This is a genomic window from Streptomyces sp. D2-8 (assembly GCF_023184515.1).
Taxonomy (GTDB): domain Bacteria; phylum Actinomycetota; class Actinomycetes; order Streptomycetales; family Streptomycetaceae; genus Streptomyces.
Window position 1 is genome coordinate 1 of sequence record NZ_JAAHBP010000040.1, and the last position, 25,935, is coordinate 25,935.

Annotated in this window: 24 protein-coding genes and 5 pseudogenes; 24 read left to right on the top strand and 5 right to left on the bottom strand. The window is 71.4% G+C overall.

What is annotated here, in order from left to right:
- Positions 1–123: 123 nt before the first annotated feature.
- A pseudogene (locus G3I77_RS39540) lies at positions 124–387 on the top strand (transposase); the annotation flags it as partial.
- 171 nt (positions 388–558) lie between these two features.
- Here G3I77_RS39540 and G3I77_RS39545 read toward each other — a convergent pair.
- Positions 559–2,142 carry an FAD-dependent monooxygenase gene (locus tag G3I77_RS39545; RefSeq protein ID WP_248512066.1) on the bottom strand — a complete coding sequence of 528 codons (1,584 nt, stop codon included), beginning with the start codon at positions 2,140–2,142 and terminating at the stop codon, positions 559–561.
- 214 nt (positions 2,143–2,356) lie between these two features.
- On the opposite strand from G3I77_RS39545, the gene G3I77_RS39550 reads away from it, so the two are divergent.
- The 19 genes and pseudogenes from G3I77_RS39550 (at position 2,357) to G3I77_RS39635 (ending at position 17,559) form a co-directional block, all read left to right on the top strand.
- Positions 2,357–2,803 carry a DUF1772 domain-containing protein gene (locus G3I77_RS39550; protein WP_308311452.1) on the top strand — a complete coding sequence of 149 codons (447 nt, stop codon included), beginning with the start codon at positions 2,357–2,359 and terminating at the stop codon, positions 2,801–2,803.
- Positions 2,800–3,333, top strand: a complete 534-nt coding sequence (locus G3I77_RS39555) for a hypothetical protein (RefSeq protein ID WP_248512070.1) — start codon at positions 2,800–2,802, stop codon at positions 3,331–3,333. The genes G3I77_RS39550 and G3I77_RS39555 overlap by 4 nt, the downstream gene beginning before the upstream one ends.
- Positions 3,330–5,201: an asparagine synthase (glutamine-hydrolyzing) gene (asnB, locus tag G3I77_RS39560; protein ID WP_248512077.1), complete on the top strand. Its 1,872-nt coding sequence runs from the start codon at positions 3,330–3,332 to the stop codon at positions 5,199–5,201. Before G3I77_RS39555 ends, asnB begins: the two co-directional genes overlap by 4 nt.
- 338 nt (positions 5,202–5,539) lie before the next feature.
- A pseudogene (locus G3I77_RS41380) lies at positions 5,540–5,722 on the top strand (winged helix-turn-helix domain-containing protein); the annotation flags it as partial.
- Between the two features lie 87 nt (positions 5,723–5,809).
- Positions 5,810–7,453 (top strand): BTAD domain-containing putative transcriptional regulator, encoded by a 1,644-nt coding sequence (locus tag G3I77_RS39565; protein WP_248512128.1) that lies wholly within the window; start codon positions 5,810–5,812, stop codon positions 7,451–7,453.
- A 162-nt stretch (positions 7,454–7,615) separates the two neighbouring features.
- Entirely contained in the window at positions 7,616–7,987 is a 372-nt protein-coding gene (locus G3I77_RS39570) for a TcmI family type II polyketide cyclase (protein ID WP_308311453.1), read from the top strand.
- A complete protein-coding gene (locus tag G3I77_RS39575) occupies positions 7,984–8,415 on the top strand; it encodes a cupin domain-containing protein (protein ID WP_248512079.1) in 432 nt (143 codons plus the stop codon). Before G3I77_RS39570 ends, G3I77_RS39575 begins: the two co-directional genes overlap by 4 nt.
- On the top strand, positions 8,412–9,698 hold the full coding sequence (locus tag G3I77_RS39580; RefSeq protein WP_248512082.1) for a beta-ketoacyl synthase: 1,287 nt from the start codon (positions 8,412–8,414) through the stop codon (positions 9,696–9,698). Before G3I77_RS39575 ends, G3I77_RS39580 begins: the two co-directional genes overlap by 4 nt.
- Entirely contained in the window at positions 9,695–11,005 is a 1,311-nt protein-coding gene (locus tag G3I77_RS39585) for a ketosynthase chain-length factor (RefSeq protein WP_248512084.1), read from the top strand. Before G3I77_RS39580 ends, G3I77_RS39585 begins: the two co-directional genes overlap by 4 nt.
- Positions 11,002–11,265, top strand: coding sequence for an acyl carrier protein (locus G3I77_RS39590; RefSeq protein WP_248512086.1), 264 nt, complete (start codon positions 11,002–11,004; stop codon positions 11,263–11,265). Before G3I77_RS39585 ends, G3I77_RS39590 begins: the two co-directional genes overlap by 4 nt.
- Positions 11,265–11,714: pseudogene (locus G3I77_RS39595) on the top strand (SRPBCC family protein); the annotation flags it as partial. The gene G3I77_RS39590 and the pseudogene G3I77_RS39595, both read left to right, overlap by 1 nt.
- A gap of 30 nt (positions 11,715–11,744) precedes the next feature.
- Positions 11,745–12,461: pseudogene (locus tag G3I77_RS39600) on the top strand (SDR family NAD(P)-dependent oxidoreductase); the annotation flags it as partial.
- A 28-nt stretch (positions 12,462–12,489) separates the two neighbouring features.
- Positions 12,490–13,239 carry an SDR family oxidoreductase gene (locus G3I77_RS39605; protein ID WP_248512089.1) on the top strand — a complete coding sequence of 250 codons (750 nt, stop codon included), beginning with the start codon at positions 12,490–12,492 and terminating at the stop codon, positions 13,237–13,239.
- A 1-nt stretch (position 13,240) separates the two neighbouring features.
- On the top strand, positions 13,241–13,576 hold the full coding sequence (locus G3I77_RS39610; protein ID WP_248512090.1) for an antibiotic biosynthesis monooxygenase: 336 nt from the start codon (positions 13,241–13,243) through the stop codon (positions 13,574–13,576).
- Complete coding sequence (locus G3I77_RS39615; protein ID WP_248512092.1) at positions 13,573–13,929, top strand: antibiotic biosynthesis monooxygenase family protein; 357 nt, start codon at positions 13,573–13,575, stop codon at positions 13,927–13,929. Before G3I77_RS39610 ends, G3I77_RS39615 begins: the two co-directional genes overlap by 4 nt.
- Before the next feature lie 2 nt (positions 13,930–13,931).
- Positions 13,932–15,191, top strand: coding sequence for a cytochrome P450 (locus G3I77_RS39620; protein WP_248512094.1), 1,260 nt, complete (start codon positions 13,932–13,934; stop codon positions 15,189–15,191).
- A gap of 38 nt (positions 15,192–15,229) precedes the next feature.
- Positions 15,230–16,048, top strand: coding sequence for an SAM-dependent methyltransferase (locus tag G3I77_RS39625; RefSeq protein ID WP_248512096.1), 819 nt, complete (start codon positions 15,230–15,232; stop codon positions 16,046–16,048).
- A 6-nt stretch (positions 16,049–16,054) separates the two neighbouring features.
- A complete protein-coding gene (locus G3I77_RS39630) occupies positions 16,055–16,411 on the top strand; it encodes a hypothetical protein (RefSeq protein WP_248512098.1) in 357 nt (118 codons plus the stop codon).
- Positions 16,393–17,559, top strand: coding sequence for an oligopeptide:H+ symporter (locus G3I77_RS39635; protein WP_248512101.1), 1,167 nt, complete (start codon positions 16,393–16,395; stop codon positions 17,557–17,559). The genes G3I77_RS39630 and G3I77_RS39635 overlap by 19 nt, the downstream gene beginning before the upstream one ends.
- Positions 17,560–17,985: 426 nt before the next feature.
- Here G3I77_RS39635 and G3I77_RS39640 read toward each other — a convergent pair whose 3' ends face one another.
- From G3I77_RS39640 to G3I77_RS39650, 3 genes and pseudogenes are all read right to left on the bottom strand, one after another.
- Positions 17,986–18,177: a hypothetical protein gene (locus G3I77_RS39640; protein ID WP_248512103.1), complete on the bottom strand. Its 192-nt coding sequence runs from the start codon at positions 18,175–18,177 to the stop codon at positions 17,986–17,988.
- 66 nt (positions 18,178–18,243) lie between these two features.
- On the bottom strand, positions 18,244–19,218 hold the full coding sequence (locus tag G3I77_RS39645; protein WP_248512106.1) for a hypothetical protein: 975 nt from the start codon (positions 19,216–19,218) through the stop codon (positions 18,244–18,246).
- A 248-nt stretch (positions 19,219–19,466) separates the two neighbouring features.
- Positions 19,467–19,675, bottom strand: a pseudogene (locus G3I77_RS39650) (DUF1152 domain-containing protein); the annotation flags it as partial.
- Positions 19,676–19,732: 57 nt separating this feature from the next.
- Here G3I77_RS39650 and G3I77_RS39655 point away from each other — a divergent pair.
- The 4 genes from G3I77_RS39655 (at position 19,733) to G3I77_RS39675 (ending at position 24,828) form a co-directional block, all read left to right on the top strand.
- A complete protein-coding gene (locus G3I77_RS39655) occupies positions 19,733–20,167 on the top strand; it encodes an ATP-binding protein (RefSeq protein ID WP_248512135.1) in 435 nt (144 codons plus the stop codon).
- Between the two features lie 563 nt (positions 20,168–20,730).
- Positions 20,731–22,026, top strand: coding sequence for a DUF418 domain-containing protein (locus G3I77_RS39665; protein WP_248512107.1), 1,296 nt, complete (start codon positions 20,731–20,733; stop codon positions 22,024–22,026).
- Between the two features lie 181 nt (positions 22,027–22,207).
- Positions 22,208–22,552: a cation:proton antiporter gene (locus tag G3I77_RS39670; protein WP_248512121.1), complete on the top strand. Its 345-nt coding sequence runs from the start codon at positions 22,208–22,210 to the stop codon at positions 22,550–22,552.
- A gap of 476 nt (positions 22,553–23,028) precedes the next feature.
- A complete protein-coding gene (locus G3I77_RS39675; RefSeq protein WP_248512123.1) occupies positions 23,029–24,828 on the top strand; it encodes an ABC transporter ATP-binding protein in 1,800 nt (599 codons plus the stop codon).
- A gap of 732 nt (positions 24,829–25,560) precedes the next feature.
- Here the strand turns inward: G3I77_RS39675 and G3I77_RS39680 are convergent.
- On the bottom strand, positions 25,561–25,935 hold a 375-nt coding region (locus G3I77_RS39680), incomplete at its 5' end, for a DUF418 domain-containing protein (RefSeq protein WP_248512125.1).

Below are 25,935 nucleotides of genomic sequence, written 5' to 3' on the forward strand. Positions count from 1 at the left end.
TCTCCGACGGCACCTCCCGGGCCCGGTGACACCACCCCCCAGGTCATCCGTTCGACAGGGGGCAACAGTCATGGCGGGCCCGGAGGCCAGCGGTCCCGTTGCGGAACCGCGGAAAACATAACGGGGCGGCCACGGCACGAGCCCCACGCGTTACGCCGACCGCGGCTACGACCACGACATCTACCGCCGCCGCCTGCGCGAGCGCGGCACCACACCGAAGATCGTCCGACGCGGCCAGCCGCACGGCTCGGGCCTGGGCGAGGTCAGGTGGGTCGCCGAATCCGCCATCGCCTGGCTCCACGGCCCCCGCCGCCTACGGACCGCTGGGAAGCACGCGACGACATGCACCACGCCTTCCTCCAACTCGCACACTGCATGACGCTCGCAAGCACCCAGCATTCTGAAAGCACCCCTCAAGGAGCGCTTCGCGCGCATCGGACGGCCGCGGTGCTCCGAGAAGGAGCACCGCGGCCGCTTCATGGGGGCGCGGGGAACTGCGCGACCAGCCGCGCGATGCCGCAGACGACTGACGGCATACCGCGGCACCAAGCCGAGCGCTTACGCAAGCGCACGCTGTAGCGCCGTGTCGAGTACCGCCGTCAGCGATCCGGTGGGGTCGCCCACGGCGCCGGTGGCGCGCCACGCGATGAAGCCGTCCGGGCGGAGCAGGACCGCGCCGGTGTCTTCGACGCCGTAGCGGGTGAGGAACCGCTCGACGGTCTCCGGGGACTCCTCCGTGCCCACTCGGTGGAAGGCGAGGCCCAGTGCCTGCGCGGGCTCCTGCCAGGCCGTGCCGTTCGGGCCGGTGAGGAGCCAGAAGCCGCCGTCGAGGAGGTCGTGGAGGGGGATCTCCTTGCCCTGGCGGACCAGGGGAAGGTGGGGAGCGCGGGTGCCGGGGCGACCAGTGGGGGTCGTCGGGTCCTCGACCACGGCGGTGTCGTCGTCGCCCACCTCGCTGAGGACGGCGTCCGATCGGTACACGTGGCCGAACAGCACCGTGGTCTCGGGACGGTGCCGGGCCGCTGCCGCCTCGTCGAGGCCGCTGCGCTGGAGGTAGCGGATGACGCCCTGGTCGACGGTGAACTCGGCGACCGGCGCCCGCTCCTGCTCGTAGGTGTCCAACAGGCCGGGGCCCGCCTCCCCGCGCAGCACCCACGCGAGCTTCCAGGCCAGGTTGTGCGCGTCCTGGATGCCCATGTTGCCGCCGAACCCTCCGGTGGGCGGCATGACGTGCGCGCAGTCACCGGCGAGCAGCACCCGCCCGGAGCGGAAGCGGTCCGCCACCCAGGCGGCGATCTCCCAGCTCGTCGCGGACTCCACCGCGACCGGCAGATCGGGTACCCCCACGGCGGCCCGCACCAGCTCCACGCAGTCCGCGGTGCCGTAGACGCGGTGGTCGGCCCCGGGCGGCAGGCTCGGCGCGAGCACCCAGCGGTCGGAGTCCGCGCCGCCGAGCTTGCCGAGCACCCCCTTGACGGTCGGGTTGCTGACGAAGCAGAGGAAGAAGGTGCGTCCCGCCACGTACGGGTCGAGGTCGGCGTGGAAGACGATGTTCATCTGCCGGCCGAACACACCCTGCCCGTGATGGCCGATGCCGAGCGAGGTGCGGATCGGCGCCCGTGAGCCGTCGGCCGCGACCAGGTACCGCGCCCGCACCGTCCGCTCGGAGCCGTCGCCCACGTCGCGCAGCACGGCCGTGACGCCCTCCGCGTCCTGGGCGAATCCCGTCATCTCGATGGCGAACCGGATGTCCGCGCCGAGCTCCTCGGCCCGCTCCCGCAGCACCGGTTCCAGGCGGTCCTGCCCGATCAGGGTCCAGCCAGTGGTGCCCACCTCGTGGGGGTCGAAGCGGAACGGCCCGTCGAACCGCCCGAGTTCGGGCCCGGTGAGGGACTCGGCCTGGAGGATGTCGCCGTACTGGGCGTGCGGGTTCTCCCGCGCCCGTACCGCGTCCTCCAGGCCGAGCGCGCGCAGCAGCTCCATGGTCCGCGGGCTCGCGGCCTGCGCCCGGGGGTGCGCCGAGATCTCCGCGTGCCGCTCCACCAGCAGCGTCCGGATGCCCTGCCGGGCGAGGAACAGGGCCTGGGCGAGGCCCACCATGCTGCCGCCCACGATGAGTACTTCGGTCGTCTCGTCCGCCATACCGGCTCCTCGAAGGGTGTGGAATGCGTTCGGTTTCGGCGGGCCGATGCAACACCCGGGGCCTCGAACCGGGCTCGCGGCGCGGGCGAACGGAACCAGTGCGGATCGGCGCGCTCCCAGGCTGATTCGAGTGCCGTCCGAGGGGCGGCTGACAGGTTCGAGACGTACCAGGCCCGAAATGCGGCGCAAGGCTCGAAGGAGGGCGGAAGCAGTGGTGGAGGCTTTGAGTGTGCTGGTGCTGACGGGCACCGGCCTGGTGGCGGGGGTGCTCTTCGCGGTGGCGGTGAGCGTGATGCCCGCGCTGATCGCGATGACCCCGGAGCGGTACGTGTCCACGCACATCCTGCTCGGCAGGCGCTACGACCGGATCATGCCGTTCATCGTCACCGGATCCACCGCCGTGGACGTGGGGCTCGCGGTACGGGCGTCGGTCGGCCCCGGCGTGCTGTTCGCGGCCGCCGCCCTCTGCATGGCGGGGGTGGCCGTGGTGTCGCAGACCCGGAACGTGCCGATCAACCGGACGGTCAAGCGGACCCGGCCCGAGGACCTGGGCCCCGGCTGGCGGGACCCCCGCCCGGCCTGGCGCGACTGGCACCTGGTGCGCACGTGCCTCGCGATCGCGGGCTGCGCGCTGACGGCCGCCGCGGTGGTGCTGTCGTGAACCCCGTCGTCGTACGCGATCTGCCGGAGGGGGCGGAGCGGGCGGCGGCCGACGTCCGGATGCGGGAACTGCTGTCCCGCCCCGAGCCCGGTCCGGTGGCCGAGCGGCTCGCGCTGCTGCACTTCACGGGACGGCGCAGCGGGCGGCCGTACACGGTTCCCGCCGGGGTGCACACCCTCGGCGGCGCGCTGGTGGTGGCGACCGGCAGCGGCTGGCGGCACAACTTCGCTGGCGGCACGGCGGGCGAGCTGACCTGGCGCGGGCAGCGGCGGCCGGTGCGGTTCGCGCTGGTCGACGACGCGGAGCGCACCGCGCATGGCTATCTGGAGCTGTACCGCCGCTACGGGGAGGCGGCCCCGCGCCGACTCGGGATCGCGGTGCTTGGCGAAGGGGCGCCCGGGCTCGCCGAGTTCCGGGACGCCGTCGCCCGGCGCGGGCTCTCCCTGGTGGAAGTCACCCACGTCACCCCCGTCCCGGCAGGGAACAGCGCACCCACATCAGACGCAGAGAACGAGAGGGCACCACGATGAGCGGAATCGCCGGCTGGGTGGACTTCGAGCGGGACCTGACACCGGAGGCGCCCACCGTCCATGCGATGGCGGCGGCGCTCGCCCACCGCGGCTCCGACGGCTTCGGTGAGTGGATCGAGGGGCATGCCGCGCTGGCACACCGGCGGCTCTCCCTGCTCGACCCCGGGCACGCGGCGCAGCCGGCCCTCGTGGAGTCGGAGGCTGGGAACCCGGTGGCCGTGCTGACCCTGGACGGGGCTGTCACCAACCACGTGGAGTTGCGCCGTGAACTGGCCGCGAAGGGACACCGGTTCACCACAGACGGTGACGCGGAGGTGGCGCTGCACGCCTATCTGGAGTGGGGCGCCGCCTTCCCGGAGCGGCTGGAGGGCCTCTTCGCGCTGGCCGTGTGGGACGTACGGCGGCAGGAACTGCTCCTGGTCCGCGACCGGTTGGGGGTGAAGCCGCTGTGCTACTTCCTGACTCCTTCCGGGGTGGTCTTCGGCTCCGAGCCCAAGGCGCTGCTGGCGCACCCGGCGGTACGGCCGGTGGTCGACGCCGACGGGCTGCGGGAGCTGTTCGCGCACAGCCGCAAGCCGGGCACCGGGGTGTTCCGGGGCACGCGCGAGGTGCTGCCCGGCCACACGATGACCGTGCGGGCGCCGGGCACCGGCCACCGGCGCTACTGGTCGCTGCCCGCCCGCCCGCACACCGACAGCTTGGAGACCACCGTCGCCACCGTGCGCCGGCTGCTGTCGGAGGCGGTGGCCACGCATCTGCGCGCGGACGTGCCGGTCGGCGCGATGCTCTCCGGAGGGATCGACTCCAGCGCGCTGACCGCGCTCGCGGCCCGTCAGCGGCGGGCCGCGGGGGGCGGGCTCCGATCGTTCTCGGTGAACTTCGCCGGCTACGCGGAGAACTTCGAGCCGCACCCGACCATGCGCGCCACCCCCGACGCCCCCTATGCGGCCCTCGCGGCCGAGCACATCGGGACCGAGCACACCGAGATCCTGCTGGACACGGCGGCGCTCGCCGACCCGCGAACGCACGCCGCCGCCCTGCGCAGCCAGGACGCGCCCTCCCCGCTCGGCGACATGGACGTCTCGCTGCTGCTGTTCTTCGAGGCGCTGCGCGGCGCCGGGATCAGGGCCGTGCTCTCCGGGGAGACCGCCGACGAGGTGTTCAACGGCTACTTCTGGGCGTACGACCCGGCCCACAGCAACTCCACGACCTTCCCGTGGGTCTCCTTCGAGCGCGGGCACGACGCCGCCGCGGGCGGTCTCGGCTGCTCGCTGGTGGACCGTACGCTCCGCAAGGAGCTGGACTTCATGGAGTACGCCGACCAGCACTACCGCGACGCTCTCACCGAGGTCCCGCAGGTGGCCGGGGAGGGCCCCGCCGAGCGCCGGGCGCGCGAGGTCACCTATCTGGCGCTGACCCGGTGGGCGCCGACCCATCTGGACCGGGCCGACCGCATGAGCATGGCGCACGGGGTGCAGCTGCGCCCGCCGTTCTGCGACCGTGCACTGGTGGAGTACGTGTACAACGTGCCGGCCGAGCTGAAGCGGGTGGACGGCCAGGAGAAGAGCCTGCTGCGGGCCGCCGTCGCCGATCTGCTGCCGGAGCGGGTGCTCAACCGGCCCAAGAGCGCCTACCCGACCGTCCAGGAGGCGGCGTACGGCGAGTTCGTGCGCCACCGCTTCGGGGACGTGGCCGCGGACCGGGCGGCGCCGGTCGCCCCGCTGCTCGACGCCGAGGCGACCCGGGTGGCGCTGGGCGCGGCGGCGGCCCCCAGCGGTGCCTTCGCGTGGGTGGAGCGGGCGAGCATGGAGATGGTCCTCCAGCTGAACACCTGGCTGGCGGAGTACCGGGTGGAGCTGAGCCTGTGAGGGTGCCGGACGCCACACTCCACGCAGAAATGTGCACCTTGTCATCCATGTGTGCCAAGTAATAGGATGCGGTGAGATAGGGAATGGAAGCGGTATTCGGCCGGAGTGGAATCAAGTATTCCATCGCCAGGCGACCGCAGGGCTTTTGCTGAATTCAACTTGTTTTCGGCGAAGCTGATTTCCCGAGTAAAGGGAGGGTAATTTCTTGAGCCGTCGGTGCGGGAGATGTTTTGCCGGGAATCGAGTGGCGTAGGAAGGTGAATAGCCGATGGCCGCCATCCCGCGAAGGCGGCGCACTCAGGGGGAATGCAGTGATAGAGATCGGTCTGCTGGGCTCGATGCGAATACGCAGGAACGGGGAGGACGTAACACCGTCGGCCCCCAAGCTGCGTCAGGTGCTTGCCCTGCTGGTGCTCAATGCAAATTCTCTGGTCAGCGTGGATCAGCTGTGCGAAGAGCTGTGGGAGGACCACCCGCCGCTCAGCGCGCTGACCACCTTGCAAACCTACATTTATCAACTGCGCCGCAGGCTGCTGTTGGCCACCGGACAGAATGGCGCGCCTTTCGGATCCCGTCCACCGCACGGCTGCCCCGCAATCTTGACCAGAGTGGGTGGGTACGAACTGCGACTGGACGACAAGGAGTCAGTGGACGCCTACCGGTTCGACCAGCTCACAGAACAGGGCATGGCACAGCTCCGTACCGGTGCGGGGGAGGAGGCCGCTCGCACTCTCAAGGCGGCCCTTTCCCTGTGGAAGGGCGGAGCCCTGGTCGACGTCAGCACCGGACGCCGGCTGTCGGCTTGGTCGACCCAGCTCGAGGAACGCCGTAAGAGCGTCCAGGAGCAACGTTTCTCCCTGGAGCTCGAACTCGGCCGTCACCATGCCTTGCTGGACGAGCTGTCCGAGGCGTTCCGCGCCCACCCCACCCACGAGGCGTTCGCCGGGCAGCTGATGCGGGCCCTGCACCGCTGCGGCCGCCGCCCGGACGCCCTCAACACCTTCCGCACTCTGCGCACCCACCTCGTCGAAGAGCTCGGACTGGAACCCTCCGCGCAGCTTCAGCGGCTCCACCAGGAGGTGCTCGCTGACCGCGGCCACCTCCGCGGAGCGGCTCCGGCCAAGACCGAGACCGCGCCCGGCGGGCGCCGGCTCGTGCCGGGCCCGGCCCAGCTCCCCGCCGACGTCGGTGACTTCGTCGGACGGGAGCGGGAACTTGGCCAGTTGGAGACCTTCCTCGGCGCGGACCGGCCCAGCACCGGCATGCGGGTGGTGGAGGTGCACGGCCCGCCCGGTGTCGGCAAGAGCGCCTTCGCCGTGCGTGCCGCGCACCGGCTGCGCCCGCGCTTCCCCGACGGGCAGCTCTTCATCGACCTGTCCGCCGTCGGCGAGGGCTCCCAGCAGCTCGCCGACGTGCTGTCGGCCTGTCTTACCGCCTGCGGCATCCAGCGCGAGAAGCAGCCCGCCGGGCTCGACGAGCTCAGCCGGCTCTTCCGCACCTGGACCGCCGACCGCCGGGTGCTGGTCGTGGTGGACGACGCGCTCACCGCCTCCCAGATCCGTGCCGTCCTGCCGGGCGGTTCCGGCTGCGCGGTGATCGCCACCAACCGCTACCGGGTGCACAGCCTCTCCATCGGCCGCAAGATCGTGCTCCCGGCCCTGTCCCACGAGGAGTCCCTCAAGCTCTACGACCGGGTCGCCGGGGAGCGCTCCCGTCAGGAGGACCCTGCGGCGGTGCAGGAGCTGATGGGGCTGTGCGAGGGACTGCCGCTGGCGATCAGGGCGGTGGCCGGCCGGCTCACCGCACGGCCCGGCTGGTCGGCGGCACGGCTGGCGCTGCGGCTACGCGGCAACCCCCGGATGCTGCTCGAACTCCCAGCCGGCACACAGTCGTTGGTGACCACCGTGGCCGCCAGCCACCGGCATCTGCCCGCCCGTTCCCGGGAGTTGCTGCACCTGCTGCTCCAGCGCGAGCGCCCCCGCTGGCGCCTCGACGAGGTGGTGGCACGGCTGCGTCCCGGCATCGGTGACGCCGAGACGCTCCTCGAATACCTCGTCGACGTCCACCTCGTCCAGGAACACCTGACACCGGACGCCGAGCTCCTGTACTCCGTTCCCCGGCTCACCCGGCAGGCCCTGATCCTGCTGCTGCGGGGCACGCCCGCGGGCGACGTACCGAATCCCCGGACGGCCGGGGCCGGTGTCGCCGGCGGTGCCGGCGTCACCCTGGTGAAGGCCGACATCCGCCGGTAGCACGACCTCCTCGACGGTCCGCCGCACCCCACGTGCGGCGGGCCGTCGTGCTGTGTCCCGCCCGCCGCACCGGGGCCGCCAGCGGTTCTCCAGGCGCCTTCGAGAGCGCCTCGACCCCCGCCGACCAGGGTGAACACAGCACCGACAAGCCGGGAGGACATCGTGCACCGAACGCTGATCGTGGCGAGGATGGACCTCGCCGACGCCGAGGGCGTCGCGCAGGTCTTCGCCGATTCGGACAGCACCGAACTGCCCCATCTGGTGGGGGTGTCGAGGCGGACGCTGTTCGCGTTCCACAACCTGTACTTCCATGTGGTGGAGGCCGACCAGGACATCGCGCCGAACCTGTACAAGGCGCGCAGCCACCCGCTCTACGAGGAGATCAACACCCGGCTCGGCCAGTTCATCTCGCCCTACGACCCCGACTGGCGCGAGCCCAAGGACGCCATGGCCGTCCCCTTCTACTCCTGGACGCCCCAGCAGGGCCCGCAGATCAGCGCCCCGCGCTCGGCGAACCTGGGCGGTGCTCGATGAGCGCCCCCGCCACCACCAGGGTCTCCGCCGACGAGGTCGCCGCCAACACCAAGCGCGGCGGCGACATCCGCGTCACCCTCAGCCCCAAGACCGTGGGCTGCACCTCGGGCTTCGGCGGAGTGCTGCGGCTGGCCCCCGGCCACCACGTCACTGAGCACCTCCACCCGTACTCCGAGGAGTTCCTGCACGTCGTCCAGGGCCGACTGGAGATGACCTTGGACGGCGGCACCCCGGTCGCACTCGGCCCCGGCGACTCGCTGCTGGTGCCCATCGGAGTGCGTCACCGCCTGGTGAACACCGGGTCCGTGCCGGCCGAGGCGGTCTTCCACCTCTCGCCGCTCGCGCCGCGCCCCGAACTGGGCCACGTCGACACCGAACAGCCGCTCGACGCGTCCGCGGGCAACCCCGATGTGGGAGCGGCCCGATGACGGCCCGGCACCGACGCGCGGTGATCACCGGGGTGGGCGCCGTCGCGCCCGGCGGAATCGGGCGGGGTGCCTACTGGGACCTGCTCACCGCCGGCCGCACCGCCACCCGCCGCATCAGCCTGTTCGACCCGGCAGGGTTCCGCTCCCAGGTCGCCGCCGAGTGCGACTTCGACCCGCTCGCCGCCGGACTCACCCCGCAGGAGGCCCGCCGGATGGACCGGGCCGGCCAGTTCGCGGTCGTCGCCGCTCGCGAGGCCGTCGCGGACAGCGGCGTCGAACTGCCCGGCGCCGACCCGGAACGGGTCGCCGTGAGCATCGGCAGCGCCGTCGGCTGCACCATGGGCCTGGAGGAGGAGTACGCGGTCCTCTCCGACGGCGGCCGCGACTGGCTGGTCGACCACAGGTACGGCGTTCCCCACCTGTACGGCTACATGGTGCCCAGCACTCTCGCTGTCGAGGTGGCCCGGCAGGCCGGCGCCGAGGGGCCGGTCGCGCTGATCTCCACCGGCTGTACCTCGGGCCTGGACGCCATCGGACACGGCGTCCAGCTGATCGAGGAGGGCACGGCCGACATCGTGCTCGCCGGCGCCACCGACGCCCCGCTGTCGCCGATCACCTCCGCCTGCTTCGACGCCATCAAGGCCACCACCGCCAACAACGACGACCCCGCACACGCCTCCCGGCCCTTCGACGGACGGCGCGACGGCTTCGTCCTGGGCGAGGGCTCCGCCGTCATGGTGATCGAGGAGATGGAGTCGGCCAGGCGCCGCGGCGCCACCGTGTACGCCGAGGTCCTCGGCTTCGCCGGTCGCAGCAACGCCTTCCACATGACCGGACTCAAGCCGGACGGCCGGGAGATGGCCGAGGCCGTCCGGGTCGCCTTGGACCGGGCGAGGGTCGACCCCGGCGACATCGACTACATCAACGCGCACGGCTCGGGAACCAAGCAGAACGACCGGCACGAGACCGCCGCGTTCAAGCGCAGTCTCGGACAGCGGGCCCACGAGGTGCCGGTCAGCTCCATCAAGTCGATGATCGGGCACTCACTCGGCGCGATCGGCTCCCTGGAGATCGCCGCCTGCGCCCTGGCCCTACGCCACCAGGTCGTCCCGCCGACGGCCAACCTGTCCACGCCCGACCCCGAGTGCGACCTCGACTACGTGCCGGTGACGGCCCGCGAGCACCGCATGGACCGGGTGCTCAGCGTGGGCAGTGGCTTCGGCGGCTTCCAGACGGCGATGGTCCTGGGCCGGCCCGCCGTCGGGCACGGGGAGGCGGCATGAGCGCCTCCGGCATACTCCCCGGCCGCCGCGGCCGGTCCGTGGTCACCGGGCTCGGCGTGGTCGCGCCCACCGGGATCGGCGCCGCCCGGCACTGGGAGTCGGTGCTCGCGGGAAAGAGCGGCCTCGGCCGGATCACCCGCTTCGACCCGACCGGCTACCCCGTCCAAGTGGCGGGCGAGGTCCCCGGATTCCGCGCGGGTGAACAGGTGCCGGGACGGCTCGTCCCGCAGACCGACCGCTTCACCCACTTCGCGCTGGCCGCCGCCCAGGACGCCCTCGCGGACGCCGCCGCCGACCCGGCGACCCTGCCGGAGTACGAGATGGCGGTGGTGACCGCCAGTTCCTCGGGTGGCACCGAGTTCGGACAGCACGAGATGGAGAACCTCTACCAGAAGGGTTCCTCCTGGGTCGGCGCCTACCAGTCCATCGCCTGGTTCTACGCGGCCACCACCGGCCAGGTTTCCATCCGGCACGGCATGCGCGGCCCCTGCGGCGTCATCTGCGGCGAGCAGGCCGGCGGCCTCGACGTCCTCGGCCAGTCCCGGCGGCTGCTGGACACCGGCTCCCGGCTCGTGCTCAGCGGCGGCACCGACGCCTCGCTGTGCCCGTACGGCCTGGTGGCGCAGCTGTCCACCGGTCGGCTGTCCGCCGAGGACGATCCCGCCCGTGCCTACCTGCCCTTCGACGCGGGCGCCTCCGGCTTCGTCCCGGGCGAGGGCGGTGCCATCCTCGTCGTCGAGAACGCCGAGGCGGCACGCGCCCGCGGGGTCCGGGCGTACGGCGAACTCCTGGGCTACGCGGCGGGTTTCGACCCCACGGCGGACGGCACCACCGCGCGGTACTCCGTGCTGGTGTCCGTCGTCCGGCGAGCCCTCGCCGACGCCGGGCTCGCCACGGGCGATGTCGACGTGGTCTTCGCCGACGCCTCCGGCACACCCGCCGAGGACCTCGCCGAGGCCCGCGCCATCACCGAGGTCTTCGGCCCCGGCGCGGTACCGGTGACCGCGCCGAAGACCCTCACCGGGCGCCTCTACGCGGGCGGCGCCGCGCTGGACGTGGCGACCGCGCTGCTCGCCCTGAGCGCCGGTGTCGTCCCGCACACTGCGGGGCTCGGCCGGCCGGCCCCCGGCTGCGAGATCGACCTCGTCCTCGACCGCCCCCGCCAGACCTACCCGCGCACCGCCCTCGTCCTGGCCCGCGGCCACGGTGGCTTCACCTCAGCACTGGTCCTCGGCGCCGGCGACCGCGACGCCCTCAAGAAGCGACCGGCCCACCACCCACGACGTACGAAAGGCGGCACCCCATGACGGAGTTCACCCTCGACGACATCCGGCGGATCCTGCGCGCGAGCGCCGGAGTCGACGAGCAGACCGACCTGGACGGCGAGCACTTCGCCGACACCGCGCTCGTCGACCTCGGCTACGACTCCCTGGCCCTGCTGGAACTCGTCAACCGCATCGAGCGCGAGTACGGCATCCAGATCCCCGACGGCGACCTGGCGCACACCCAGACCCCCCGCGAGGCCCTCTCCTATGTCCACGCCCGGCTCACGGAGGCGCGCGTCTGATGGCAGGACACACCGACAACGCGATTGTCGTCGAGGCACCGATGGACCTGGTGTGGACGATGACCAACGACGTGGCCGCCTGGCCGCGGCTGTTCAACGAGTACGCCTCCGCCGAGATCCTCGGCCAGGACGGCGACACCGTCACCTTCCGCCTCGCCCTGCACCCGGACGAGAACGGCACGGTCTGGAGCTGGGTCTCCGAGCGCACCCCCGACCCGGCCACCCGCACCGTCGTGGCCCGCCGGGTCGAGACCGGTCCCTTCGAGTACATGAACATCCGCTGGGAGTACGAGGAGGTGCCCGGCGGCGTACGGATGCGCTGGATCCAGGGCTTCGCGATGAAACCCGACGCCCCCATCGACGACGCCGGGATGACCGCCCGACTCAACCGCAACACCGCCGTCCAGATGCGGCTGATCAAGGCCAAGGTGGAGACCGCGGCCCGGGCCGGCCGGCAACTCCAGGGCAAGCGCGTCCTGGTGACCGGCGGCAGCCGCGGCATCGGGCGGGGCATCGTGCTAGCCGCCGCCCGGGCCGGGGCCGACGTCGTCGCCTGCTACCGCACTCCCGGCGAAGCCGTCGCCACTCTGGAGGAGGAACTCGCCGGCACCCCCGGCAAGCACCAAGTGCTGCGGGCCGACGCCGCCGACGAGACGGACGTGGACCGGCTGGCCGCCGCGTGCGAGGCGGGCCTCGGCGGACTGGACGCCGTCGTCAACAACGCCGGGACGTTCCGCCCCCAGCCGTACGCCGACCTCGGACCCGCCGAGTGGGCCGCCACCCTCCAGGGCAACCTCACCGCCACCCACCTGGTCACCCGGCGCACCCTGCCGTTGCTCTCCGTCGGCTCCTCGGTGATCAACATCGGCTCCACGGTCGCCTTCATCGGCATGGCCGGCGGCGTCCACTACACCGCCGTCAAGTCCGCGCTGATCGGCATGACCCGCTCGCTGGCCCGGGAACTCGGACCGCGCGGCATCCGCGTCAACACCGTGTCCCCCGGCCGTATCGCCACCGAGGCGCTCGACGAACTGCCCGCCGAGGAGGCTGAGCGGCAGCGCGCCACCTTCGCCTCCTTCACAGCGCTCGGCCGGCTGGGCACCGTCGACGACATCGCCCAGGCCGTGCTGTTCCTCATCAGCGACCACGCCGGCTACATCACCGGCCAGAACATCCACGTCGACGGCTGCGTGTGAGCCGCGGCCCAGCCAAGGAGGGAAACCAGTGGAACTCGCACTGCACGGCAGGAAACTCCTCGTCACCGGCGGCACCCGGGGCATCGGGCGGGGCATCGTCCTCGCCGCGGCCCGGGCCGGCGCCGACGTCCTCACCTGCTACCGGCAGGAGAGCGAGGCCGTCGACAGCCTGACCGCCGCGCTGAAGGAAACCGTCGGCGACCACCACGTGATCCGCGCGGATGTCGGCGACACCGCCGAGGTCGACCGCCTCGTCGGCGAGGCCAAGGACCGCTTCGGACGGCTCGACGGCGTCGTCAACAACGCGGGCGTGATCAGCCACATCCCGTTCGCGGACCTGCCCGCCGACGAGTGGGCGCGGATCCTCGACACCAACCTCACGGCCGCCTACCGGGTCATCCAGCAGGCGCTGCCGCTGCTCGGCGCCGGCTCCTCGGTGGTCAACATCGGCTCGCGCGGCGCCGCCGCGGGCATACCGCTGCGCGCCCACTACACCGCCGCCAAGGCCGCCATGATCGGGCTGACCCGCTCCCTCGCCAAGGAACTCGGCCCGCAGGGCATCCGGGTCAACGTGGTCGCCCCCGGCGTCATCGAGACCGAGGCCTTCGCCACCATGCCCGCCGACCGCGCCGACGGACTGCGGGCCACCTACTCCCGCAAGACCGCGCTCGCCCGCCTCGGCACCGTCGAGGAACTCGCAGGCCCGGTGCTGTTCCTGCTCTCCGACGCCTCTGCCTACATCACCGGCGAGACCCTCAACGTCGACGGGGGGATCTGACATGCCCGAACTCTCCGAGCAGGTCTTCCGGGTCATGCTGCGGATGCAGATCAAGCCCGGCATGGAGAACGAGTTCGAGAAGGTGTGGCTGGAAGTCGGCGACTCGGTCACCACCCACCCCGCCAACCTCGGCCAGTGGCTGTCCCGCAGCGCCGAGGAGGACGGCGTCTACTACATTGTCAGCGACTGGGAGAACGAGCCGCTGTTCCGCGAGTTCGAGACAAGCGACCGGCATCTGGAACACCGAAAGAAACTGCACCCGTACCGCAGCGGCGGTTCCATGACGACGATGCACGTCGTCGCCGCCCTGTCCGGCGCAGCCTGCGGTACCTCGTGACCTCCGGAGCGACCCATACAGCGATCGAGGTGGTGCTCTACCACCTGAGCGACGACCCGGACCGGGTGCTGCCCGCGTACCACGAGTCCAGCCGCCGGATGGCGGGTACCGCCGGCCTGCTCGGCAACAAGCTGCTGCACGCCCTCGGCGACCCGCGCTCCTATGTCGTGGTCAGCCGCTGGTCGGACTGGGAGGCGTTCACCGCCTGGGAAAGCGGCCCCGCCCACAAGGACCAGACGGCCCCGCTGCGGCCGCTGCGCGACACCGGCCGGGACCGACCCTTCGAGATCTACCGGGAGCTGGCCAGCTACGCGGGGGACCGGGCCACCGGCGACCCCAGGGAAGGAGTCTGAGAATGGCACGTACGGACGCCTGGCAGACCGCCCCGCCGACCGACCTGTTCACCCCAGCCTTCCACCAGAACCCGCACGAGGCGCTGGCCGACCTGCGGCGAACCGCGCCCGCCGTGCCCGTGACGACGCCGAACGGCCTGCGCACCTGGCTGGTCACCGGATACGAGCACGCCAGGGCGCTGCTCGCCGACCCCCGGCTGAGTAAGGACATGCGGGTCGGCCGGGACCTCATCCCGCGCAACTTCGCCGACCCCGACAAACAGCGGGAGTTCCTCGCGGAGTCGGGGGAGCGCAGCCAGTTCCCGCACGTCCTCAGCGTGCACATGCTGGACAGCGACCCGCCGGACCATACCCGGCTGCGTCGGCTCGTCGGCCGGGCCTTCACCGCGCGCAGGGTCGGGTCCCTGCGACCGCGCATCACCGAGCTCACCGACGAACAACTGGACGCCATGGCCCGGCACGAGCGGCTGGACCTCATGGAGGCGCTGGCCTTCCCGGTGCCGTTCACGGTCATCTGCTGGCTGCTCGGCGTGCCCCCGGACGACCGGGCCGCGTTCCGCCGCTGGTCCAACCTGCTCGTCTCCGGCTCGGGCACCGACGAGGTGCGCGAGGCCAGCGCGTCGATGATCGCGTACCTGAAGGCGCTGATCGAGGCGAAGCGGGCCGAACCGGCCGACGACATGCTCACCGACCTCGTGCACGCCCAGGACGCCGGCGACCGGCTGTCGTCCGACGAGCTGATCTCCATGGCGTTCCTGCTGCTGGTGGCCGGCCACGAGACCACGGTCAACCTCATCGGCAACGGCACCCTGGCCCTGCTCACCCACCCCGAGGTGCGTCAGCAGCTCGCGGCGGACGAGTCGCTGTGGCCGGCGGCCGTCGAGGAGTTCCTCCGCTACGACGGTCCGGTCACCAACGCCACCTGGCGGTTCACCACCGAGCCCGTCGAGGTCGGTTCCGTGGTCATCCCCGAGGGCGAGTTCGTGACCATCTCGCTCGGCGCCGCCGGCCGGGACCCGGCCCGATACCCCGACCCGGACCGCCTGGACATCACCCGGGCCCACACCGCCTCGGTCGCCTTCGGCCACGGCATCCACCACTGCCTGGGTGCCCCGCTCGCCCGGCTGGAGGGGCAGATCGTCCTCAGCCGCCTCCTCGCGCGCTTCCCCGGGCTGCGGCTCGCCGTGGACGCGGACGAACTGCGTTGGCGCACCAGCCTGATGATGCGCGGCCTCGAAGAACTCCCGGTGTTCACGGCGTGACCGCCGATCCCGACCCACCCCTTCTGGAGGAGACACCCGTGGAACGTCAGGACACCGAACGCCCCGCCTGGGCCCCGCCGGAAGTCGACATCGACACGCCGAGCATCGCCCGGGTCTACGACCACTGGATCGGTGGCACCCACAACTTCCCGGTGGACCGGGAACTCGCCCGCAAGGTCGCGGCAGGCAACCCGGACCTCCCCGCCACCCTCAAGGCCAACCGCGCCTTCCTGCGCCGCGCCGTACGCGAGCTGTCCGCGCTCGGCATACGGCAGTTCCTCGACATCGGCTCCGGCATCCCAGCCGAGGGCAACGTGCACGACGTGGCCCTCGCAGCCCACCCGTACAGCAAGGTCGTCTACGTCGACATCGACCCGGTGGCTGTCGCGCACGGCCGGGCGCTGCTCGGCGACGAACCCAGGGCGGCCGTCTTCCAGGGCGACCTGTACAAGTCCCGGGAGATCCTTGACGCGGAGGACACGCGCCGGCTGATCGACTTCGACCGGCCGGTCGCGCTGATCCTCGCGGCGGTGATGCACTTCGTCCCGGACGGCGACGATCCGCTCGCCCTGGTGCGCCAGTACACCGAGCGGCTGGCACCCGGCAGCGCCCTGGTGATCTCGCACGCCGGCGCGGAGGAGGTCCCGAGGGCAGCGCCGGAGGCGGCCGAGCACTACCGGGGCGCGGTGAGCCAGGTGATCTGGCGCAGCAACCAGGAACTCGCCGCGCTGTTCGAGGGCTTCGAGCTGGTGGAACCCGGCGTGGTCCGTGCCCCGCTGTGGCGCCCCGAACCGGCCGAGACCCCCGACCCGAAGCTCGCCATGCTGGCCGGAGTGGCGCTCAAACCGGCCCGGTGACCTCCGGTGGACACTTCTCTCCCCCCACCGGACTCGTCGCCGGCCACCGCCTCCACCGCAGCGGTACGGCCAGGGAACGGCCGCAGGCCCGGCTTCGGCACTCTGCTCGCGGTCGACCTGTGGGAGCGGTTCAGCTTCTTCGGCATGGCGGCGATCCTGGTCCTGTACCTGACCGCTTCGGAGGCTCGCGGCGGCATGGGCATGGCGCCGCAGTCGGCCACCGCGATCTTCGCGGCGTACATGTCGCTCACCTTCATGGCCGGTCTGCCTGGCGGCTGGCTCGCCGACCGGGTGCTGGGGGCGCGCCAGGCTGTGCTGCTCGGCTCATCACCTGTGGCCACGCAGTGCTCGCGGTTCCGGTAACGGGCTCGCTCTATGCCGGGCTGCTGCTGGTCGTCGTGGGAACAGGCCTGGTCAAGCCGGCCATGGCGGCTATGGTCGCGGAGGTCAGCGGGGACGGGAAGGGCCGCCGCGAGGCGGCCTTTCGGCTCTTCTACATGTGCATCCAGGTCAGTGCGCTCATCGCCCCTGTCGTCACGGGGCTGCTGGCGGAGCGCGTCGCCTGGCACCTGGGCTTCGCGGCGGCCGCCTTCGGCATGACGGCGGGGCTGATCCAGTTCACCCTCGGCCTGCGACGATACGGGGACGTGGGCGCGCGTCCGCCCCGCCCGGTGCCACGCCCCGAGGCCGCTGCGATGCTCCGGCGTGCCGCCTGGGTCACGGGGGCGGTGGGCGCGCTTCTGGTGGTGCCGGCGTCCTGTGGGCTGCTGCCTCTCCCCGCAGTGCTCGCCGTCCTCGGCCTGACCACGGTCACCCTCCCGTTCTGGTACCTGCGTTCACTGCGCCGGACCCACGCGCTGGGAGTGGGCCACAAGCGTCGGCTCGCCGGATTCACCGCGCTGATGGCCGCCTCGGCCGCATTCTGGATGATCTTCGCGCAGAGTGGCTCAGTGCTCAGCCTCTTCGCTGAGCGTCACACCGACCGGGACCTGTTCGGCCTCGAGGTCCCCGCCAGTTGGTTCCAGTCCGTGCACCCGCTCTTCGTCCTGCTGGTCGCCCCGCTCTTCGCCCGGCTCTGGCTGCGTGCCGGGCCGCGCGTCGACGTACCTGTCAAGTTCGCGGGAGCGCTGATCACAGCCGGGCTCAGCTTTCTGCTGTTGGCCGTCGCGGCCCGGCTCGCTGAGCACGGCCCGGTCGGCCCCCACTGGCTGCTGCTGGTCTACCTGCTCTACTCCTGCGGCGAGATCGCGCTCGCCCCGGCTGGCCTGGCACTGGCTGCCGCGGTCGCGCCGCCCGGCAGTACCAGCCGTCTGCTCGCGGTGAACGGCCTGTTCGGTGCCGTGGGTGTGGTTGTGGGCGGCCAGTTGTTCCGGCTGACCACCGTGCTCTCGCTGGCGGCCTACTTCCTGCTGCTCGGGGCCTTCGTCCTAGGGGTCGGCACAATGGTCGCACTCAGCACCCCGCAGCTACGCCGACTCATCGGCCGACCGGCCGACTCCGGCAGCAGCTGATCACCGGGGGCTCTCCTCGGCGAGCGACCGCCGCAGGGCCGCGACCGTAGCCGGAACACGAGTAAAACGGCTCAGGTCTCTGACCTGGGCCTTCATCATGGAGCGGGTGACGAGAATCGAACTCGCGCTCTCAGCTTGGGAAGGTGCGAGCATTTTCGGCGGAATCGAACTTTGACCTGGGTGAACGACCTGGGCTGCGCCCCGTTGGGCTCGGTGGCTTTCACCGTGATTCCCCGCTGTTCCCCGCTCGATCTGGTGCGCCTGTGGTGCGCGCCTGCCGTGCTGTGGTGCGAGAACAACTACCGCTGCTGCGATCCATGTTGCCCTCGGCGCATACGGCGCCGAGGGCAACGGGCGGTTGCGGGGGTTGCTGCACTTCCTTGCTGTACTGCAATCGCTCCGAGAACGGCCCTGGCCCGGCCCGGGTCAGGAGCGCCCAGACTTCAGTGCCATCTTGTGGTGAAAGACGATGCGTCCGGCCAGGAGTGCCGGCAGGCCCACCACCAGCCAGGCTGCGGCAGCCCAGTCCCGCAGCACCCCGACAGCGAGGATCGCCACGAGATAGACGGCGGTGACGATCGCGAGGTCCCGGGCCACGGCTCCGTACTTTTGCATCATGGTCCTTCCGTCAGGCTCTTGAGACACGGGTATACCGCCGTCCGTCAGAGATGCAGTTGGCTCCAGTCAGCACTTGTAGCGCTTCCAGTCCTTGATGACCCCAACATAGGTCACCTTCCACTCCACACACTGCTTGGCCTTGGCTGCGTCCTTGGCCTGGCTCCACAGGGAGGCTGCCTGGAGCCCGGTGGCCGCTGCGCAGCCTGCCGACGCCGCGGGGTTGGGGATCTTGCCGCAGGCCATAGCGGCCGCGACGACGGCGAACGTAGGCATGGTGGCCTTGGCCAGGTCCTTCACCTCGCTCTTGCTGAACCGGAGGTAGATGTACCAGCCCAGGCTGACCTTCGGGTCGGCGACCACCGGAAACGCCGTGTCGGCAGATGTCTCGACGGTCTGGACGAGTGTGTCCCCTTCGACTCTGTAGTGCGTCGGTACGGAGCGTCCCTTGGCGTCCGTGGCCCACGGAGCGTCGATTGAACCGATGATCTTGGGGTCGTCGCCGGTGGTCTCGCTGATGAGGTATCCGCCGAAGCCGTCTTCCTGAAGGGCCGCGCCATCGGGAAGGCTCAGCGGGAATCGCCGCTCGGTGGCGGCTGCCGAGTCCTTCAGCGTGACAAGGGCGCGGACACCGCCGTCTGTGGTGGGCTGTACAGCCAGATCAGTGGAGGGCGCGGCGCCCGGGTAGACGATCGTGCCGCCTTCGGTCTTCAGCCCGGGGGTGCCGGCGCTCCCGGGCAGCTTCATGGATATACGCGAGCCCGCTGCTTCGGCCGTCACCCTGCCGGTTGCCGTCGAAGGGGCTGTGATCTTCACTTCCTTGCCCTCGACCAGCATTGTCGCGGTGGCAGGGGCGCTCGTGGAAGAGGAGCTGGCTGCGATGTCGGCTGTGCCAGTGACCGCCTCCACAGTTGCTGCGGCCCGCGTCGAAGGTGCTGCGTCGTCGGCGATCGCAGCGGGTGACGCCGTGGCGAGCAGGGTCATGCCAGCGAGCAGGGCCATGCCGCACATCGCCGTACGGCGATGTGCAATGAACAGAGACAAGGGTCCCCCTTATCGGATGTGGTCGTGGACTTGTCGTCATGGTCAGGTGGCGACAAGCGACGACGATCTTCACATGGTGACGAAAGGGAAGAGGGTGGATGTACATGTGAAAAAGATCAATGGAACTTCAAGGGCGTCGTTGCCGTCGGCGTTTCCACTCGGCCGCGAGTACCTCCCGGAATGACCCTGGGCTGACGCCGTGCAGGGAAGTCCCCCTGGGAAACACCGATGTGCTGGCCTTGCGATTCGAGGGCGCGGGCCAACTGGTCGCGGGTCAGGGCCTCGTCGAGGTCGACCTCGTGCACGGTCGGGCGCCCTCGTCGGTGAGGGGGACCGGGAGGTCGGCGTCTCGCATTTCGCAGGTGCCGCGTACGCCTCGGGCAGTCGCGGCGAGCATCCCGGTTGCCTCGGAGGGGTGCCACTCCAGGGCCGAGCTGATCGGCTCGACGTCCTTCGCCAGGCGCGGTGTGACGAGTCAGCGGCCGGATCAGGGCACGCACTTACCTTGCCGGGGTTGCCGGGGGCGCGGCTGGAAGCGCGTCGGCTCGCGCACGACCCTGGCGCTTGCAAGTTCATCGCCCCGCACAACCCGGTCTGCTCCGTAGACGACTGTGCGCTGATGATCTCGGAGCTGGTGACCAACGCCATCGCTTACGGCCGGTCGGACGAACCCTGGCCCGTACGGGTCGAATGGTTCCGTGAGGGGACCTCGCTCCGGGTCGACGTGCACAACCCCGGCTTTCCGGCGAACGTGAGGCTGAGGCATCCCGACGCCAACGATTCCCACGGGCGTGGGCTGCTCCTGGTCGATTCGCTGGCCGAGTCGTGGCACGCCGCACCGAGCCGCTTCGGCGGAACCGTCGTCTCACAACAGGGGCAGGCGTCGCCGCTTCGGCGCGATCAGGAAGCTGCCGTCCGGTCGTTGTCAGGCGCGCTATCCGGGGCTTGACGGGGGATGCGTCCGGCACCCTTCCCGTTCGAGACGACGGCGGACGCCGATGACTGGCTCGCCGAAAAGCAGACCGAGATTCGCCGTGGTGAGTGGCGCGACCCCGATGCGGGCGCATGAGCTTCCGGGCCTACGCGGACAAGGGCACCTGGAGTCCTACGCCGAGCCGGGCCCGGACGGGCTGCTCTTCGTCGGTGAGAAGGGGGCTCCCTTCCGGCGCAGCACCTCGGGGCGGAAGTGGCGGAAAGCCCGGGAGGTCGTGGGCATGCCGCCCGGCCTTTCGTGGCCACCATGGCGCGTCAGTTGCAGTACTGCCTCTTGGGCTGAAGTACTGCCTCCTGGGCATGAGTTGGGCGGCCAACAAAACGCTGCGGCGTCCACAACCACCGTCCGCACAGCGAAATGGCAGGTCGGATACCGCCTTTCGGCGCCGGCAGCGACGAGCCCGCCACGCGGCCGATACCGGCCCCCGCCAATCGGAGGGGGTCGGTCGGCTGACCGGCGGGACATCTCCCGAAGCTCGGCGGATGGTCGACAGCCCCCGCCTCGGCAAGGTTGTCCCGGTGACCGACATCCAAAGCGCCAAGGAGGCGCCTCCCCAGCCCTTACCCGCGTCCAAGTCCGCCACGGCGACGGAACGCCCTTCGTCGACGGCGCGGCTGGTCGGGGTGGACCTCGCCCGCGCGCTGGCCGTGTTCGGAATGTTCGCCGTGCACACCGGCCCCTTCAACCCCTTCCCCACGTCCGGCAGCGGCGTCGGCGAATGGGTCGTCTGGCTGGCGAGCGGCCGGGCCTCGGCGCTGTTCGCCACCCTCGCCGGGTTCTCGTTGGTGCTGATCGCCGGCCGCCTGGAGCCGAAGACCGGACTGGCCGGCCGGCAGGCGAGGGCCAGGATCGTGATCCGGGCCGTGATCCTGCTGGTGGTGGGCACCGCGTTGACGATGACCGACTTCGGCGGCGCCACGATCCTCAACTTCTACGCGGTGTACTTCCTGCTGTCCCTGCCCCTGCTGCGGCTGCGGGCCAGGACGCTCGCGCTCATCGCGGTCGCGCTCGCGGTCGTCACGCCGCAGCTGGCGTACGCCCTGAGAGCGCTGCTCAGCGAGTCGATCGTGAACACCATCGACTCGTACGACCCGATCGCCCGCCTCTCCGGCGTGGGTGTGCTCGACTTCCTGCTCACCGGCTTCTACCCGGCCATCACCTGGATGACGTTCGTGGTCACCGGCATGGCGTTGGGCCGGCTGGACCTCGCCTCAGGCGCGGTGCGGCGACGGCTGGCCGTGGTCGGTCCCGCGCTGATCGCCTTCGGATACGGCGTCTCGTGGCTGGCGCTCCGGCTGACCGGCGGCGCTCAGAAGGTCATGGCCGGGATGCCTGCCATGAAGGACCCGGGTGCCATGAAGGACTTCGGTGCCATGAAGGATCCCGGCGTGGCAGAGGGATCTTTCGACTTGCCGGTCGGTGGTGGGCTGTGGGGCCCCGACGCCTGGGGGCTGCTGGCGGCCGAGCCGCACAGCGGTTCCACGTTCGACCTCGTCGGCTGCGTGGGGGTCGCGATCACCGTGATCCTGTGCGCGACGGTGGCGTTGGACCGACTGCCGTGGCTGCGCCGGCCGGCAACGCCGGTCATCGCCGTCGGCACCATGTCCCTGACCCTCTACGTGGGCCACATCCTGGCAATCCTCGCCCTGCCCGGCGAAGCGGCCACCCCGCCGCAGGCCGCCTCTTTCGGGCTGCTGCTCTGCTTCGTCGTCGGGGCCATCGTGTTCGCGGCGGTCTGGTCCCGCTTCTTCCGCCGCGGCCCCCTGGAGCACCTGCTCAACGACGCCACGAAACTGGCACGTCGCGTCCGATGAGCCTCGGGTGGGCACCCCGGGAAGTCCGGGCGTGAGTCGGCCTCCGGCGGGCGGTCGCCGGAGGCCGTGGCCCCGCGGCTCCCGCGCAGCCATCCGCCTCTCACCTGCCGTTCCGCCTCGACTCTGACTCCAAGGACCTTCGCCGTGGCCGTCATCCCCACCGCCCGGGGTACCGGCTCCCATGGCCTCCGCCAGGAAGGCGCAGTGCCGTGCCGACCGGCCGGAAGGTCCGGCGCGTTGGGAGCGCCCGGCGCTGGCCGCGGTGCCGGGCGTGGCCGCGCTCACCGTCGTGCGCATCCTTCCGATCATGCTCGCCTTCCTCGGCTCGAAGTTCACCTGGCGAGAACGGCTCATGGTCGGCGCCCTCGGACCACGCGGCACCACCGCCACCGTGTTCGGCCTGCTCGCGTTCCATGCTCTCCCGGACCGGCGGTACGCCTACACCGCCGTGTACGCCATGACCCTGACGGTGCTCGGCAGCGTTCTGCTCCACGGCGGCGGCTCGGCGGTATCGCCCGGTCTTTGACCGGCCCGCCCCCGTCGGCAGCCGGCCGCAGGCTCTCCGGGGACCGACGAGCCGGACGCATAGGCGTCGCCGCGCAGAGTTGACGTGCCGTACTACCCCAGGCCGGTCTTCTCCAGCCACTCGGCGGGGGTAGGCCCGACAGTCGCCGGATGTGCGCGGAGCGGCCGGGCGTCCAGCCTGGAGGCATGACACAGCACGTCCGCGACAAGGAGCGCTGGAACTTCTCGGCCTGACGCTGGCGGCGGGCGCCGGTGTCCTGTTCGTCGTCCGTTCTGAGTTCCACGAGGCAGGGGTGCACGTCTTCGCCACGCGTGCGGCCTCACTGGTCCACTGAGCCGGCGATCGCTGATCTCTCGGGGCAGGCGCCTGGCCGTCGTACGCCCTGATCTCCGTGATGCCGTTGTGCACACGCTCGCGACGAGCGCCGCGGCAACCGCCGACGCGGTGCGCGGCCGACCACGTAGGAAAGGAATCCTGTGAACACCGCATCCGCCCCAGAGGCGACGGATGTCGAGTCCTTGCGCGCCCGCGAGACGCTCAAGGCGCTGTACGGGTACGTCCGTCCGCACCGGTGGGCCGTCGTGCTCGGTCTGCTGTTGGCACTGGTAGGGGCTGCCGGAGGGCTGCTGCAGCCGCTGGCCACGAAGGCGCTGGTCGACCGGCTCTCGTCCGGTGGCACGATCGGCACCATTCTGCTGGCCATGACCGTTCTGGTCCTGCTGAGCATGGTGGCCGAGGCGTTCGGCGCCTATGTGCTGGAACGGACGGCGGAGTCGGTGGTGCTCGCCGCCCGCCGCAGCCTCATCGGACGGTTGCTGCGGCTGCGCCTCACGGAGGTGGACCGGATGCAGCCGGGCGATCTGATGTCCCGGGTGACCTCCGACACCACGCTGTTGCGGGCCGTCAGCACCCAGGCGGTGGTCTCCGCGGCGACGGGGGCGGTGACGCTGGTCGCGGCGGTCGTGGTGATGGCGTTCCTCGATGCCGTCCTGCTGGGCGTCACGCTCGGAGTCGTCGCGGTCGTCGGTGTGGCTGCCGCGCTGGTGCTGCCGAAGATCGGGGAGGCCGCCGAGCGAGCGCAGGCGGCAGTCGGGGAGATGTCCACGGGCCTGGAGCGGGTCTTCGGCGCGTTCCGCACGGTGAAGGCGTCCGGCGCCGAGGAGCGGGAGACCGCTCGCGTCGAGGCGGCGGCACGCAGGGCGTGGCGCCACGGCGTGCGCAGCGCGAAGTGGGAGGCCGTGCTGGGTTCGGCCGACAACCTCGCCGTCGAGCTGGCGTTCCTCGCGGTACTCGCCGTCGGCGGGGCGCGGGTGGCGTCCGGGGACATGCCCGTGTCCACCCTGATCGCGTTCCTGCTGTACCTCTTCTTCCTGATGGAGCCGGTGTACCAGCTGGTCGAGGCAGCGTCCCAGTACCAGGAGGGCGCGGCCGCGATCGCCCGGATCGCGCAGGTCGACCGCCTGGCGACGGAGAAGCAGGACCGGCACCGGTCGGCGCGGCCCGCGGCGACCAAGACGGTGCGGCCACGTCCTGCGTCGGTTCGCTTCGAGGAGGTGTCCTTCCGCTACGGGACCGGGTTGCCGGACATCCACCAGCAGGTGGACTTCGAGGTGCCGGGCGGCGGGATGACTGCGTTCGTCGGCCCCTCGGGCGCGGGCAAGTCGACGGTCTTCGCGCTCGTCGAGCGGTTCTACGAAGCGACCGGCGGCCGTGTCCTGGTCGATGGCAAGGACGTGACACAGTGGCCGCTGCCCGAGCTGCGGTCCGTCATCGGATACGTCGAGCAGGACGCGCCGGTGCTGGCCGGCACGCTGCGGGAGAACCTCGTCTTCGCCGCGCCCGGCGCGACCGACGACGAGATGCGCGAGGTCCTCACCCGGACCAGACTCGACGCCCTCGTCGAGCGTCTCCCGCACGGCCTGGACACCCCGGTCGGGCACCGCGGCACGAAACTGTCCGGCGGCGAGCGCCAGCGCATCGCGATCGCCCGCGCGCTGCTGCGCAGGCCCCGGCTGCTGCTCCTGGACGAGGCGACCTCGCAGCTCGACGCCGTCAACGAGCTGGCACTGCGGGACGCCATCGCCGAGACCGCACGCGAGACCACCGTGCTGGTGGTGGCCCATCGCCTGTCGACCGTCACGGACGCCGACCGCATCGTCGTCATGGACGCGGGCAGGGTCCGCGCGGTCGGCACCCACGAGGAGCTGGTGGCCGAGGACGAGCTGTACGCGCGGCTCGCGGCGACGCAGCTCCTGACCTCGGCGGGACGCGGGTGAGACGGGCCTGACCCAGGGCCAGCCGGCTGCGGCGGTTCGCTGCCCGCCCAGTCCGTCCCTCGCCCGGGAGTCCCCATGCCCGTGCTCATGGCCAAGGGCGAGCGGGCCCGCTGAGCAGGCCGGACGGCCGCCCGCTCGACCTGATGCGCACGGGCACCGTCCGGCAGCCCACTCCGCGCCCCGGTACACCCTTTCCGCCGCGGGCTCCCACGGCGCTGATCATGGCGGCGGTGACCGCGGAGCCGACGCGTGGATCATGACGGTCATCGGCGAACCGGCGCCTGCACCACCTTCGCGGACCTTCTCCAGGCCATCGAGCGCCATGGCGGAGCACGCGCGCACGATCCCCGCACCACTCGGCGCCGCCGGCACCCGGCACACCGGCCAACGGTTCGCAGCACACGAGGATTTCGGTGAGTACGCACGCCTGCGCCGCGACGCCCTGTTGCGCTACAGGCGACCTGGCCGGGCGTCAACCTGAGGACCGAGTGGCGGCGGCGGCCGTGTCCTGAACCCGCACCGGTCCTTGCCCCCGGCCCGCGCCGACACCAGGCCCACGGATGTCCCGCAGTTGTCCAGACCGCGTCCATGGACGACCGGTTGGCGCCAGGCGGAGCTGAGATCAGTCGGCCAGGGACCACAGCCGAAGCCCGCAAGGGCAATCCCCTTGCGGGCCTCGGACGGCTGACCGGGCCGGGATGGGGCATGAAGCCGAGCCACCCCGACCGGACCTCACCGGATGTACTTGGCGGGTTTGGTGGCTGCGTTGAGCAGGTACTCCAGGGGGCCGCGGCGGAAGAAGCGGGACCAGATCGTGGCGAACACGATCGCTGTCAGGATGTACGTGAGCACGGGCACCCAGGACGTCGTGGTCCCGGCGCCGGAGGCGGGCCACGCGGACTGGGCGAGGAAGTGGCCTACGTAGGCGGTCAGGGACATGGTGCCCACGGCGATGACCGGTTTCGCCAGGCGGCGCAGGAGCGGCAGGCGGTCGATCGCCGCCGTCGTGCCGACGATCACGAGGATCGCGACACCGACGCAGCCGATGGTGTCGAGGGTGGTGCCGGTGTGCGACACGGCACCCAGCAGGTCCGAGGCCGACAGCTC